We start from the raw sequence: 12,656 nt of genomic DNA, 5'->3' as shown, positions 1-12,656 counted from the left end.
GCTCGCCGGATTCTCGCATCCGGATAGGACCTGAGCGCTCCGTGCTGCGGTGGGGCATGCTCAGGGAATGACTGAGAAAGCCATGGTCTCACTCGGGATCGCCGCGGCGGTCGGACCCGAGCTTGCCGCGTCGATCGCGTCGGCAGCCGAGATCGCCGGCTTCCATGCGCTCTGGGTCAACGACGTGCCGGGGGCCGACGCCCTTGCGGTGCTCGCGTCGGCCGCCCGTGTCACCGACAGGCTGATGCTCGCGACGGGTGTCATCCCCGTTGACCGCCGGCCGGCCAGGAACATCGTCGCCGACGTCCGCGCCGCCGGACTCGATCAGAGCCGGCTCATCCTGGGCATCGGGGCCGGACAGACCCGCTCAGGGGGGTTGCGGCTGGTGCGGGAGGCGGCGACCGAGCTGCGGGACGCGTTCTCCTCACCCGTCCTCGTGGGGGCCCTCGGGCCTCGGATGCGCCGGCTCGCGGTCGACGAGGCGGATGGAGTGCTGTTGAGCTGGCTGACACCGGCGGTCGCCCGCGCGCAGGCGGCAGAGGCGCACCGCATCACCCCTGCGACACGCGTCGCCCTCTATACGCGCACGGTGCTGGAGACGTCCGCCGTTCCTCGGCTGCGCCGCGAGGTGGCGCGCTACGCGGCCCTGCCGCCGTACGCGGCGAACTTCGCGCGGGAGGCCATCGGTCCGGATGAGACCGTATTGGATGCCGCGACCCGGCCGACCGCTGAACCCCTGGTTGCGTATCGAGACGGAGTGGACGAGGTGGTGCTGCGCGCCATAACCCCCGACGACACGGTGGGAGATTATCTGCGCTTCATCGAGGCTGCGCAGAGGATGATTCTGCTCACCGCGCCCTGAGGTCCGTCCCCGCAGCCATCGCGCGAACTCACGTCCCGCGGCGACGCTGTTTGGCGCCGGCCCTGAGCCCGAACAGAAAAGGTGCCGGACATCCGGCACCTTCTCTGTTCACTGTCTCAACACAGTGTGCGCCCGAAGAGACTCGAACTCCCAACCTTCTGATCCGTAGTCAGATGCTCTATCCATTGAGCTACGGGCGCATGGTGTGCACTCGCGCGCAGACCAGCGTCCAGAATACCCCACGCTCGGGCTCCCACCGAATCGAGTCACTTCTGAGCCGGCACGACGGGATCGGCGTCGAGTGCGTGCAGCTGGCGGACGAGCGCCACTCGACGATATGAGGCGTCGATGAGCTCCTCGACCAGATCCCACGACCCGGATGCCGCTTCCACTCGGATCGCGAGCCAGCCGTACGCACCCTCATACGGCGGCACGAACACGTCGTCGCGCTGCAGGAGCGCATCCCGCTCCTCGGGGTCGGGGAGGAACTCGACAGCTCCGCGATCGTCGTGTGCCGCGCCGACGATCGCAAACTGCCGCTTGCCGGCGCGGAACGTGCAGCGGCCGTGCGCGAGGACCTCCGCGGCCTCGGGGTAGCGCATGCACAGCGCCCGCGTCCGCTCGACCAGCGGGTGGTCGGGCGGGAACCTCATCGGGTGCGGTTCGGACTCCACGGCGGCCCGCTCAGTCCGCCTCGAGCTCCGCCTGCAGGGCCTCGCCCTCGTTGAGGTGGCGTCGGTGGGCGGCCAGCCGCGGCAGGTCGACGAGCCGGAGCGCCTGCATCCGCGCGCCGCGCATCGTGTCGTAGTCCGGGTCGACGTCCGCGCGCATTCCTTCCACCCGCAGCCGGCGCTGCAGGTTGGCCTCGACGTCGCCCCACGCGGCATCCCGGGCCTGCTCGACGAGCTCGCGAACCGCGTCGGGATCCTCTGCCCGGTTGCGCAGCTGCTTCGCCACCCCCCGGTACTGCTTGTGCCGCTTGCTCAGATTGCGCATGTCGCGGTCGCGGTAGTCATGCGTGCTGTCGGGATCGGAGAACTTGCCCCATGCCGATTTGCGCTGCCTCTTCGCCAGATCGGCGGCGGCCTCCTGCTCCTCAGCCAGCGCGATGAGGGTCTGCTGCGCGTACGGACCGATCACGTCGACGTCGAACTGTCCGTCGCGAGCGATCGTCTCCACCAGGATGTGGTTGCGCACCGCCAGGCGTGCGGCAGCGGTTGCGATCGAGACGCCCTCGGCCACGGCATCCGAGGTCTTCCCCATGCGCTCCACCCCCTCCCTCCGAGCGTACCGTTCGCGGCGTTGCGTCGCCGCGGAGCGGGTCGGCCGTCGCTGCCGCCGGCTCGCTGCGAGAACACGAAGACGCCGATCGCAGAGGTGCGATCGGCGTCTTCGGGGTGCGCGGATGTCGCGCGGGAAGTCAGACTCCCTTGGTGCGGAACTTCGACACGATGCCGCATTCGAACGGGTCGCGGGCGGCGAGCCCGACCTCGTTCAGGTAACGGATCACGATCCCGTAGGACTTCAGGAGCGTCGTCTCGGCGTAGGGGACATCGAGCGTCTTGCAGTAGTCCTTGACGATGTCGCGGGCCTGCGCGAGGTGCGGGCGGGGCATGCTCGGGAAGAGGTGGTGCTCGATCTGGTAGTTGAGCCCGCCCATGAGCCAGGTGGCCCACCAGCCGCCCGAGACGTTGCGCGACGTACGCACCTGCTTGGTGAAGAAGTCGAGCTTCGCGTCGGCGTCGATGATCGGCATGCCCTTGTGGTTCGGCGCGAACGCGGCCCCCATGTAGACGCCGAAGACGGCGAGCTGCACACCGAGGAAGGCGAAGGCGAGTCCGAGCGGCAGGAACACGAAGATCGGCGTGAGCACGAGCGCGAACCGCAGCGCGATCAGGCCCAGTTCGAGCCAGCGGCCCTTGACGGGCTCACGGAAGTCGAGAAGGTGGCGCAGGCCGATGTAGTGCAGGTTGATGCCCTCGAGCGTGAGCAGAGGGAAGAACAGCCACCCCTGACGACGGGTGATGAAGCCCAGGAAGCCGTGCGCCTTCGCGGCATCCTCTTCGAGGAACGAGATCGTGTCGATCTCGATGTCGGGGTCCTTGCCGACGCGGTTGGGGTTTGCGTGGTGGCGCGTGTGCTTGGAGCTCCACCAGGAGCGGCTCATGCCGACGATTCCGTTGCCGAGGATGAGCCCGAGGCGGTCGTTGGCGGGGCCGGAGGTCAGGATCGTGCGGTGCGCCGCCTCGTGCGAGAGGAAGGCCACCTGCGTGAACAGAATGCCGAAGGCAGCGGCGATCAGCAGCTGGAACCAGCTGTCGCCCAGGAGGATGAACCCGGTGATCGCTCCGCCGAAGCCGAGGGCGAGAACCGATCCGACCATGATGTAGAACCACGGAGTGCGCGCCAGCAGGCCGGTCTCGCGGACCACCTCTGCCACCTTCGTGTACGCCTGTGTGATCGGCGGGAAGCTGTCCTTGCGCGCATACGTCTGGCGTACGGCTCCGAGGGTGGACACGGATGCTGAGACTGTAGTGATTGCGACACCTGCCTGATCGAGGGCATCCCGGGGGGGACGGGCGAGAGAGAAAGGCGGGTGCCGATCGCTGTTGCCCACACTACGCGGTGTCACATGCATGCTCCGGAATGTGATAGGAGTCTCATGACCTCCGGGGCAGATACCCAGCCTCCCGTCACACAGGCGACGCGCACTTCGCCGTGCTACCGTGAGAGCGGCGGTTCCCACCGCCCAGCGTCGTTGTCACGCTTCGCGGTTTTTCTCCGCGGCTCTTCACATACGGCGAACCGATGCGCGAACCCGCGCCGTCGCCCCCTTCACGCCCTTTCTCTGCTGCGGCGTGCTCATCCGAAAGCTTTCTCCTATGCCTACTTTCCTCGACCTCGGCGTGCCCGCACCCTTGGCCCAATCCCTCGCTTCCGATGGCAAGACCGAAGCCTTCCCCATTCAGCGCGACACGCTGCCCGACTCCCTCGCGGGTCGCGACGTCCTCGGCCGCGGCCGCACGGGCAGCGGCAAGACCATCGCATTCGCCTTGCCTCTGGTGGCCCGCCTGTCCGGCGCCTTCGCCTCCAGCCGCTCGGCAGGCCGTCCGCGCGGCCTCGTCCTCGCCCCGACCCGTGAGCTCGCGACGCAGATCGCTGCGACCATCCAGCCCCTCGCCGCAGCCGCCGGTCTCACCGTCACGACCGTTTTCGGCGGGGTCAGCCAGCGCCCGCAGGAGCAGGCGCTGCGCGGCGGAGTCGACATCGTCGTGGCGTGCCCCGGCCGTCTCGAAGACCTGATGAAGCAGGGCGTCGTGCGCCTCGACCGCGTCGAGATCACCGTCCTCGACGAAGCCGACCACATGGCCGACCTGGGCTTCCTTCCCGGTGTGACGCGCATCCTCGCGGCGACTCCGCAGGGCGGACAGCGCATGCTCTTCAGCGCCACGCTCGACCGCGGTGTCGACGGGCTCGTCCGCAAGTTCCTGCGCGACGAGGTACGGCACGAGATCGACGACCAGAGCGTCCCGCAGGGCGAGATGACCCACCGGGTGTTCATGGTCAGCGACGAGGGCAAATCCGACCTGGTCAAGCACCTCGCATCCGGCCGCGGCCGGCGGATCCTCTTCACGCGCACGAAGCACCAGGCCAAGAAGCTCGCGAAGGTGCTGACTGCAGCGGGCATCCCGTCGGTCGACCTGCACGGCAACCTGTCGCAGGCGGCCCGTGAGCGCAACCTCGCCGCCTTCAGCGCCGACCCGGCCAATGGCGGGGTGCGTGTGCTCGTCGCCACCGACGTCGCAGCCCGCGGCGTGCACGTCGACGAGGTCGAACTCGTCGTCCACGTCGACCCGCCCATGGAGCACAAGGCGTACCTGCACCGCTCGGGCCGCACGGCCCGCGCCGGCGCCGCCGGAACGGTCGTCACCGTGACGATCCCGTCTCAGCGTCGCGATGTCACCGATCTTCTCCGCAAGGCGGGCATCCAGGTCCCGCTGGAGCAGGTCACCGCCGAGGCCGCACCGATCAACGAACTGGTGGGCGAGCGGGCCGAGCACGTGCGCCCCGCGCCGGTCCAGGCAGCACCGCAGCAGCGGTCGTCGAAGCCGAAGTCGGGTCAGTCCCAGCAGGGTCGCGGCAACGGCGGCTCGGGACAGGGACGCGGCAGCGGCTCGGGACATGGTCGCGGGAGCAACGCGGGCGCAGCCGCCGGTCGCGGCGGCAGCGCCGCCGGATCCACCCAGCACGGTCGTCCCGTCTACTCGACCGGCACGGGCCAGCCCGCCCGCGCCGCGCACAACCCGCGTGGCGATCAGGCCGCCCGGCCGACCGGCTCGCGTCGCGCGCAGCACAGCGGAACCCGCTCCGGCGGACCGCGCGGCTGACCTCAGATCGTTGGAACGGCCGGTGCGGATTCGATCGCACCGGCCGTTCTGCATCCGTGGCGACGGATGCCGCAGGGGTTGGTGGCTTGGTTCAGACCAGCGCCCGCACCACGATCAAGTCGACAGCTTGGAGACGACCGCCGCGACGCGGCGAGCGCGCGTCTCGGCGGTTTTCGCCTCTTCGACGCTGGTGACGTGAGCCTTCTGGTGACTCGGCGCGAGCTTGTCGAACGCTTCGCGCGCACCGGCATCCGCGAGGGCGCTCGCGAGGTCCTCGGGGACCTCGACGGTGCGGGGTTCGGTGTCGAGGGTGATGTCGACCGTGATCGGGTCGCCACCCTGCAGGCCGGTCGTCACGCGCTTGTCGGAGCTGAACGGGATCATGAACCTGCCACCCATCGACGCGATCGTGCTGCGGTACGCATAGCCGTTGACCGTCACATTCACGGGCGGCCGCTTGCCGGCGCCGAGCTCCTCGACCAGCTCCGGCGGCACCACGATGCCGGTGTTGTTGCCGTTCAGGAAGAGCGTGGTCTCGAATCGCATGACCGAAAGTGTCGCACGGCATGCCGCCGCCGACCAGCCTGCGAAAGGCGCCGGAGCGGCATCGGATCGGCCTGGAAGCCGAGTAGCGTTCGGCCGCCTCACGCGCAACCCCCCTGCCTGGGCGGCCCGGGGCGCCTAACGTCGGAGATGTACCTTCACGAAAGGAGCGCACATGGGATTCATGGACGACGCCAAGGAAACGGCAGAGACCGCTGGTCGCAAGATCCAGGACAAGGTCGAAGACACCGCTGACGCCATCGGCGACAAGATGGACGAAGTCAAGGCAGACGCCGACGTGAAGAAGGCGGAAGCCGAACGCGACTCCGTTCAGAAGCGCAACGATCTGAAAGAGAAGATGCGCGACAGCTGACACACCCTGATCTGTCCGGCGGCTCGCCGCGGCAACTCGGAGGGCCCCGGAGAAGACTCTGGGGCCTTCTGTCATGCCGTTCCCGGCATGAGTCGATCTCTGCGGCAAACCGTTCCGCCGTCGTCTCCGAAGACAACTCAGACGCGGCTCTCGCCGTGCACGAAACAGGAGGTCGCACATGCGCTCGTCACCGAACCGCCTCGTCGCCACGATCTTCGGGGCGGTCTACATCCTCGTCGGTCTGCTCGGCTTCGCCGTCACAGGGGGAGTCGGGTTTCTCGCCACGGAGGGAGGGCTGCTGCTGGGGATCTTCATGGTGAACCCCCTCCACAACATCGCCCACCTGCTGATCGGCGCGGCACTTCTCATCGGCGGACTCACCTCGGCCCGCGCGGCCAAGGCCGTCAACATCACCGTCGGCGCGGCGTATCTTCTGCTCGGTATCGTGGGGTTCTTCCTCGTCGGCACCGCGCTGAACATCCTCGCGCTGAACACAGCCGACCACTTCCTGCACCTCGTGAGCGCTCTCGTGCTCCTGGGCGTGGGATTGGCCACCGAACGCGGAGCCCGCAACCTGTCCAGCCGCACGGCTTGACGGAACGCGGGAGAGCCGAGATGGACACCTTGTCAGCACCACGAACGTCGGAAGGCGGCGCCCCGGGGGGTCGCGCCGCCACTCCGTCGTGGGCCGCGATAGCGGCGTGGGGCGGAGGTCTGATCCAGCTCGCGCTCGGCGCCGGCGCGCTCACGGGGGTGGGAGGAGGTCCCGCCATTCGGGCGGTCGGGATCATCCTCACAGTGCTCGGCGCCGCCGCACTCGGCTGGGGAGTCGCAGCACTCGCCCGCGGACGCATCATCGTCCCGCGAGCGGGTGTGGCCGGCTCCCTGGCCGGAATCCTCGCGGCCACCGCGGCCCTGATCCTGGATCCGTCCCGGGTCAGTGTGTTCGCGGTGGCCGCGGCATCCGTTCTGCTGATCGCCGTCGCCTTCGCGTGCGCGCTCGTTCTGCGCACCGCCGGACGTGCGGTCGTCTCACCGGCGCCGGATGCCGTGCGCCCTCAGCTCGTCGGCATTCTGGTCGGTGCGGTGCTGGTGGCGGGGCTGGTCACTCCGGCGCTCGCTGCGACCGAGGCGGGACAGCACGCCGTTCCGCACGGCGAGCACACCCAGACGGTCGACCCGGGCCACCACTGACGCCGACGCGGGCGTGAGTGTCCAGGCCGGCGCTCGTCACTCGACGGCCGGCGTCTTGTCCCGCGAGCGTCAGACGATGGCGCCGATCCGCCAGGATGCCTCGGTCGATGCTCCTGGCTCCAGCACGATCAGTCCCGGGTCGAAGTCGTACTTCGCCGCGTTGAAGGCGTCCGGAGCGCAGGTCATCGGCTCGACCGCGAGACCCGTCCGGTGGCCCGGCTTTCCGACGCCCTTGTCGGACGTGTGGATCTGCACCCAGGGGCAGGCGGCATCCCACACCATCTCGACACCGGAGCCGGTGGCATCCGTCACGCGCACCGCCGCGAATCCGGCAGTGTCGCGCACGATGTCCGTGTAGGCGTGGTCCAGCTCGACCTTCTCGATTCTGCGCGGCTCTCGGAAGTCGAATCGCTCGGCATCGTCGGCGTCCACCCCTCGGAGCTCGGTCGGAATGAGGCGATCGGCGGTGACGGCGAGCACAGCACCCGCGGGCAGTTCGAGCGTCCAGTCGTCGACGTGTCCGTCGCCGGCCACGAGATACGGGTGGGGTCCGGTGCCCCACGGAGCGGCATCCGGGCTCTCATTCGTCGCGCGCACCGACTGCGTGACTCCGTCCGCGTCGAGCGAGAACGTCGTCTCGATCGTGACGCGCCACGGGTAACCCGTCTGCGGCTCGATCGTGGCGGCGAGCGTCACGTGGCTCGGGCCCTTGTCGGTCGCCTGATAGTCGAGCCACCCGGCGAGGCCGTGGAGCGCGTGATGGCGAGCCGGCTCGCTGAGGGCGACCTTCCGCTCCACTCCCCCGAACGTGTAGAGCCCGTCGACGACGCGGTTCGGCCATGGCGCCAGCGTCGCCCCACGGTAGGACGGCCGCACCTCATCGGCGTCGAAGGGCACGACGAGGTCGCGCCCGTCGAAGGTGAGCGAGCGCAGCGACGCGCCGACGCTCGCGATGATCGCCTCGTAGTCCCCCGCTCGGAGGGAGTGCTGGGTGCCGGACAGAGGTGTGCGCGCCATAGCCATCGAGCCTAGATCACAGGCCCTGCGCGAGTCGGTAGTACGCCTGGTTCCATTGGAGCTCCTGCTGGAAGCCGCGCACGGTCGTGCTGTCGTCGATGACGACCAACTCGGTCTTGGCGATCTCGGCGAAGTCGCGGAACACCTCGATGCCCACGGCCGTCGTCATCACCGTGTGGTGGGCGGCACCCGCAGCGAGCCAGCACGAGGCGCTCGTGGCGAAGTCGGGCTGAGGCTTCCACACCGCGCGTCCGACGGGCAGCTTCGGCAGGTCCGGCGCTTCGACATTTTCTACGACGTTCGCGACGAGGCGGAAGCGGTCGCGCATGTCGCTCATCGCGACAACGAGCGCGGGGCCCGGATCCGCAGTGAAGACGAGTCGAACCGGGTCTTCTTTGCCGCCGATGCCGAGGGCGTGCACCTCCAGCCGGGGCTTCTCGCTGGTGAGCGACGGCGACACTTCGAGCATGTGCGCGCCGAGGATGCGCTCGCTGCCGGGCACGAGGTCGTAGGTGTAGTCCTCCATCAGGCTCGCGCCGCCGGGCAGCCCTGCGCCCATCACGTTCGCGACGCGGACCAGGATCGCGGTCTTCCAGTCACCCTCCGCGCCGAAGCCGTAGCCCTCGGCCATGAGGCGCTGCACGGCCAGGCCGGGCAGCTGCTTCAGTGAGCCGAGGTCCTCGAAGGACGTGGTGAACGCGCCGAACCCGCCTGCCTCGAGGAAGGAGCGCAGACCGAGCTCTATCGCTGCGCCGTCGCGGAGCGACTGGTGGCGCTCGCCGCCGGCGCGCAGCTCGGCGGCGACGTCGTACAGCTCCTCGTACTCGGCCACGAGTGTGTCGACGTCGGAGTCGGTGGCGGCATCCACCGCGTCGGCCAGCTCGTTCACGCCCCAGGTGTTGACCTGTACTCCGAAGCGCAGCTCAGCCTCGGTCTTGTCGCCCTCCGTCACGGCGACGTAGCGCATGTTGTCGCCGAAGCGGGCGAGCTTGAGGGTGCGGGATGCCGTCCACCCCGCCGACGCGCGCTGCCAGTCCTCGACCTGCCGGCGCACGACCGGGTTCGACACGTGCCCGACGACGGTCTTGCGCGCCACGCCCAGGCGGGTCTGGATGTACCCGAACTCACGGTCGCCGTGCGCGGCCTGGTTGAGGTTCATGAAGTCGAAGTCGATGTCGGCCCACGGGAGCTCGACGTTCGCCTGCGTGTGCAGGTGCAGCAGCGGCTTCTGCAGCGCGTCGAGGCCGGCGATCCACATCTTGGCCGGGCTGAACGTGTGCATCCACGCGATCACGCCGATGACGTCGTCGCGAGCATTCACCTCGAGTGCGAGCCGGCGGATGCTGTCCGAGTCCTTCAGCACCGGCTTCCAGACCACCTTGACCGGCAGCTCGTCGAGGCCGTCGGCGACGGCCCGCGACTGCTCCGCGACCTGGCGGAGGGTCTCCTCGCCGTAGAGGTTCTGGCTGCCGGTGACGAACCAGACCTCGTAGGCGTCGAGCGTCGTGTTCAGGGGGGTGCGGGACATTGCGGTTCCTTTCATTCGGTCGTCGGGCGAGGAGCGAAGCGACGAGACGCTTGGACGTTTCGTCTCGCGGCGCTCGCTCAACGACCGGTCGGCATGTTGGCGACGGCGGCGCGCTCGACGGCGAGGCCCGCACGGTAGCGATCCAGGAACGCCGCGAAGCCGGCGACGTCCTCGGGGCTTGGTTCGACGACCTGGATGCCCGCGTCGGCGAACACGCGATCGTTCAGGTAGCCGCTCAGGTCGTACTCCTGGGCGTGCGCGACGTAGGAGGCCAGCACCGCGATGCCCCACGCGCCGCCCTCCGACGCGGTCTCGCCGACGGCGACCGGCGCGCCCAGAGCGCCGGCGAGGAAGCGCTGCGCCACGCCGGCGGTGCGGAACATGCCACCGTGCGCGAACATCAGATCGAGGGCGACGCCTTCGTCCTCGAGCACTCGCATTCCCAGGCTGAGCGTTCCGAACACGCCGTAGAGCTGCGCTCGCATGAAGTTCGCGAGTGTCAGGCGGCTGTCGGGCGTGCGCACGAACAGCGGCCGGCCTTCGTCGAGCCCCGCGATCGGCTCCCCCGCGAGATGGTTGTAGGCCAGCAGGCCTCCGGCATCCGCTTCACCGTCGAGCGCCTCGCGGAAGAGAGCATCGAATGTGGCATCGGAATCCACGGGAGCGCCAGCCACGGTGGCGAACCGGCCGAACATCGCCGCCCAGGCGGCCAACTCGCTTGCGCCGTTGTTGCAGTGCACCATCGCAACCGGGTCGCCGGCCGGAGTGGTGACCAGATCGAGCTCGTGGTGCACGCGCTCCAGAGGGCGCTCGAGAACCACCATCGCGAATATGCTCGTACCCGCGCTGACATTTCCGGTGCGCGGGGCGACGGCGTTCGTCGCGACCATGCCGGTGCCCGCGTCGCCTTCGGGCGGGCAGAACACGATACCCGCGCCGAGGCGGCCTGAAGGGTCGAGCAGTGCCCCGCCTTCGGCGGTCAGCTCACCCGCTGCGTGACCCGCCATGAGCACTTCGGGCAGCAGCTCCCCGAGACGCAGGGCGGGCGCCGCGTCGGCGACGATCCCGTCGAATCGCTGCAGCAGCTCGTCGTCATAGCGCCCTGTCGCGGCATCGATGGGGAACATCCCCGACGCGTCGCCGACGCCGAGCACCCTGCGGCCGGTGAGCTTCCAGTGCACGTAGCCGGCGAGCGTCGTGAGGAACCTCACCTCGGGCACGTGCGGCTCCTGGTCCAGCACCGCCTGGTACACGTGCGCGACCGACCAGCGCAGTGGGATGTTGGTGCCGAACAGGTCGGTGAGCTCGGCTGCCGCGCGCCCGGTCGTCGTGTTGCGCCACGTGCGGAACGGAACGAGCAGCTCGTCGTCGGCGTCGAACGCGAGGTAGCCGTGCATCATCGCCGAGACGCCGATCGCGCCGACCGTGTCCAGCCGAACGTCGAAGCGTCGTTCGACATCGCCGATCAGGTCGCCGTAGGCCGATCGGATGCCGTCCCACACGTCCTCGAGCGAGTACGTCCATACGCGCCCTTCGAACCGGTTCTCCCAGTCGTGGCTGCCGGCCGCCAGCACGGTGGCATCCTCGCCGATCAGGCACGCCTTGATACGGGTCGATCCGAGCTCGATGCCCAGCGAGGTGCGTCCGGCGACGATCGCGTCGGCGGTCACTCGGGGCCCTCGGCATCCCGTCGCTCATCGGTCGGCTGGCCGTAGACGTTCTGATACCGGTTGTAGAGCGCGTCGATCCGGTCCTGCGGGATCGGGATCAGCGGCCCGGCCTCGCGCGCGAGATGCACCGTGCGGGCGGCGTCCTCGCACATGACCGCCGCCTTCACGGCGTCCTTCGCCGATACCCCGATCGTGAACGGCCCGTGATTCTGCATCAGCACGGCCCGTGAGCGGTGGCCTCGCAGCGTCTCGACGATGCCGCGTCCGATCGAGTCGTCGCCGATGATCGCGAACGGTCCGATCGGAATCGGGCCGCCGAACTCGTCGGCCATTCCCGTGATCGCGCACGGGATCTCCTCGCCGCGGGCCGCCCACGCCACCGCGTAGGTCGAGTGCGTGTGCACGACGCCGCCGATCTCCGGCATATTCCGGTAGACGTACGCATGCGCGGCCGTGTCGCTCGAGGGGCTGCGCTCGCTGCCCGAGCTGCCCGGGATGACGTTGCCGTCGAGATCGCACAGGATCATGTTCTCGGGGGCCAGGTCGTCGTACGAGACGCCCGAAGGCTTGATCACGAACAGATCGGCACCGGGAACGCGGCCCGACACGTTCCCGCCGGTCCAGATGACCAGGCCGTACCGCATGAGCTCGCTGTGCAGGCTCGCGACGTCCGCTCGCACATCGGCGATGGCGTGCTCGATCTCAGGGCTGAACGTCGTCACGGGAATCCTCCGTTGGGCTCGTGGGCAGCGCCTCGCGCAGGTGCGAGAGGCGCGGTCTTCTGAATGTTACCGGTAACATTGCCGGCTTCGCCACTCGCCGATCGTCGAGCGGATGACATCCCGTCGAGCACCGGGCTTGACGACGTCCGGAAGCGGTGCTCGGCGCGAAGCCGTGCACTCGTGACATTCGAGGTGTGCGTCATCTCCGCCGTGTGCTCGCGCGGATCACGAGTTCGGGAGCCGCGATCGCCACCGAGAACGCGATGTCGGAGCCGACGACCTCGGCGATGCACCGCGCCGCCTCGCCCGCCACATCCAGCCGCACCGTGGTGAGCGCGGGCCGGTAGTACGCGGCATCC

General features: G+C 69.1%; 13 protein-coding genes and 1 tRNA gene. 5 read left to right on the top strand and 9 right to left on the bottom strand.

Annotated elements, in window-relative coordinates:
* Window positions 1-67: 67 nt before the first annotated feature.
* Window positions 68-862: an LLM class flavin-dependent oxidoreductase gene (locus VFX99_RS17140; RefSeq protein ID WP_329667503.1), complete on the top strand. Its 795-nt coding sequence runs from the start codon at window positions 68-70 to the stop codon at window positions 860-862.
* A 127-nt stretch (window positions 863-989) separates the two neighbouring features.
* On the opposite strand, the gene VFX99_RS17135 is transcribed toward VFX99_RS17140, so the two are convergent.
* From VFX99_RS17135 to VFX99_RS17120, 4 genes are all read right to left on the bottom strand, one after another.
* Window positions 990-1,062: transfer RNA gene (locus VFX99_RS17135), tRNA-Arg, on the bottom strand.
* A 66-nt stretch (window positions 1,063-1,128) separates the two neighbouring features.
* Complete coding sequence (locus tag VFX99_RS17130) at window positions 1,129-1,515, bottom strand: MmcQ/YjbR family DNA-binding protein (protein ID WP_329667502.1); 387 nt, start codon at window positions 1,513-1,515, stop codon at window positions 1,129-1,131.
* A 31-nt stretch (window positions 1,516-1,546) separates the two neighbouring features.
* Window positions 1,547-2,125 carry an asparagine synthase gene (locus tag VFX99_RS17125; RefSeq protein WP_329667501.1) on the bottom strand — a complete coding sequence of 193 codons (579 nt, stop codon included), beginning with the start codon at window positions 2,123-2,125 and terminating at the stop codon, window positions 1,547-1,549.
* Between the two features lie 157 nt (window positions 2,126-2,282).
* The gene (locus tag VFX99_RS17120; RefSeq protein ID WP_329667500.1) at window positions 2,283-3,380 is read right to left on the bottom strand and encodes an acyl-CoA desaturase; all 1,098 of its coding nucleotides are present in this window, start codon (window positions 3,378-3,380) and stop codon (window positions 2,283-2,285) included.
* A 364-nt stretch (window positions 3,381-3,744) separates the two neighbouring features.
* On the opposite strand from VFX99_RS17120, the gene VFX99_RS17115 reads away from it, so the two are divergent.
* Window positions 3,745-5,250 carry a DEAD/DEAH box helicase gene (locus tag VFX99_RS17115; protein ID WP_329667499.1) on the top strand — a complete coding sequence of 502 codons (1,506 nt, stop codon included), beginning with the start codon at window positions 3,745-3,747 and terminating at the stop codon, window positions 5,248-5,250.
* Window positions 5,251-5,364: 114 nt separating this feature from the next.
* Here the strand turns inward: VFX99_RS17115 and VFX99_RS17110 are convergent, their stop codons facing one another.
* Complete coding sequence (locus tag VFX99_RS17110) at window positions 5,365-5,796, bottom strand: YdeI/OmpD-associated family protein (protein WP_329667498.1); 432 nt, start codon at window positions 5,794-5,796, stop codon at window positions 5,365-5,367.
* 172 nt (window positions 5,797-5,968) lie between these two features.
* Between VFX99_RS17110 and VFX99_RS17105 the strand changes: the two genes are divergently transcribed.
* The 3 genes from VFX99_RS17105 (at window position 5,969) to VFX99_RS17095 (ending at window position 7,360) form a co-directional block, all read left to right on the top strand.
* Window positions 5,969-6,166, top strand: coding sequence for a hypothetical protein (locus VFX99_RS17105; RefSeq protein ID WP_329667497.1), 198 nt, complete (start codon window positions 5,969-5,971; stop codon window positions 6,164-6,166).
* Window positions 6,167-6,344: 178 nt separating this feature from the next.
* Entirely contained in the window at window positions 6,345-6,761 is a 417-nt protein-coding gene (locus tag VFX99_RS17100; RefSeq protein ID WP_329667496.1) for a DUF4383 domain-containing protein, read from the top strand.
* 29 nt (window positions 6,762-6,790) lie between these two features.
* Window positions 6,791-7,360, top strand: coding sequence for a hypothetical protein (locus VFX99_RS17095; RefSeq protein WP_329667495.1), 570 nt, complete (start codon window positions 6,791-6,793; stop codon window positions 7,358-7,360).
* A gap of 69 nt (window positions 7,361-7,429) precedes the next feature.
* On the opposite strand, the gene VFX99_RS17090 is transcribed toward VFX99_RS17095, so the two are convergent.
* The 4 genes from VFX99_RS17090 to VFX99_RS17075 form a co-directional block, all read right to left on the bottom strand.
* Window positions 7,430-8,377, bottom strand: a complete 948-nt coding sequence (locus VFX99_RS17090) for an aldose 1-epimerase family protein (protein WP_329667494.1) — start codon at window positions 8,375-8,377, stop codon at window positions 7,430-7,432.
* A gap of 16 nt (window positions 8,378-8,393) precedes the next feature.
* A complete protein-coding gene (araA, locus tag VFX99_RS17085; protein ID WP_329667493.1) occupies window positions 8,394-9,905 on the bottom strand; it encodes an L-arabinose isomerase in 1,512 nt (503 codons plus the stop codon).
* Between the two features lie 77 nt (window positions 9,906-9,982).
* Complete coding sequence (locus VFX99_RS17080; protein WP_329667492.1) at window positions 9,983-11,575, bottom strand: xylulokinase; 1,593 nt, start codon at window positions 11,573-11,575, stop codon at window positions 9,983-9,985.
* Window positions 11,572-12,297 (bottom strand): L-ribulose-5-phosphate 4-epimerase, encoded by a 726-nt coding sequence (locus tag VFX99_RS17075; RefSeq protein WP_329667491.1) that lies wholly within the window; start codon window positions 12,295-12,297, stop codon window positions 11,572-11,574. The genes VFX99_RS17080 and VFX99_RS17075 overlap by 4 nt, the downstream gene beginning before the upstream one ends.
* Window positions 12,298-12,656 lie beyond the last annotated feature (359 nt).

It is taken from the genome of Microbacterium sp. (assembly GCF_036277215.1).
GTDB lineage: Bacteria > Actinomycetota > Actinomycetes > Actinomycetales > Microbacteriaceae > Microbacterium.
Note: the sequence above shows the minus strand (reverse complement) of the source record. Positions and strands in the feature narration are given on the sequence as shown.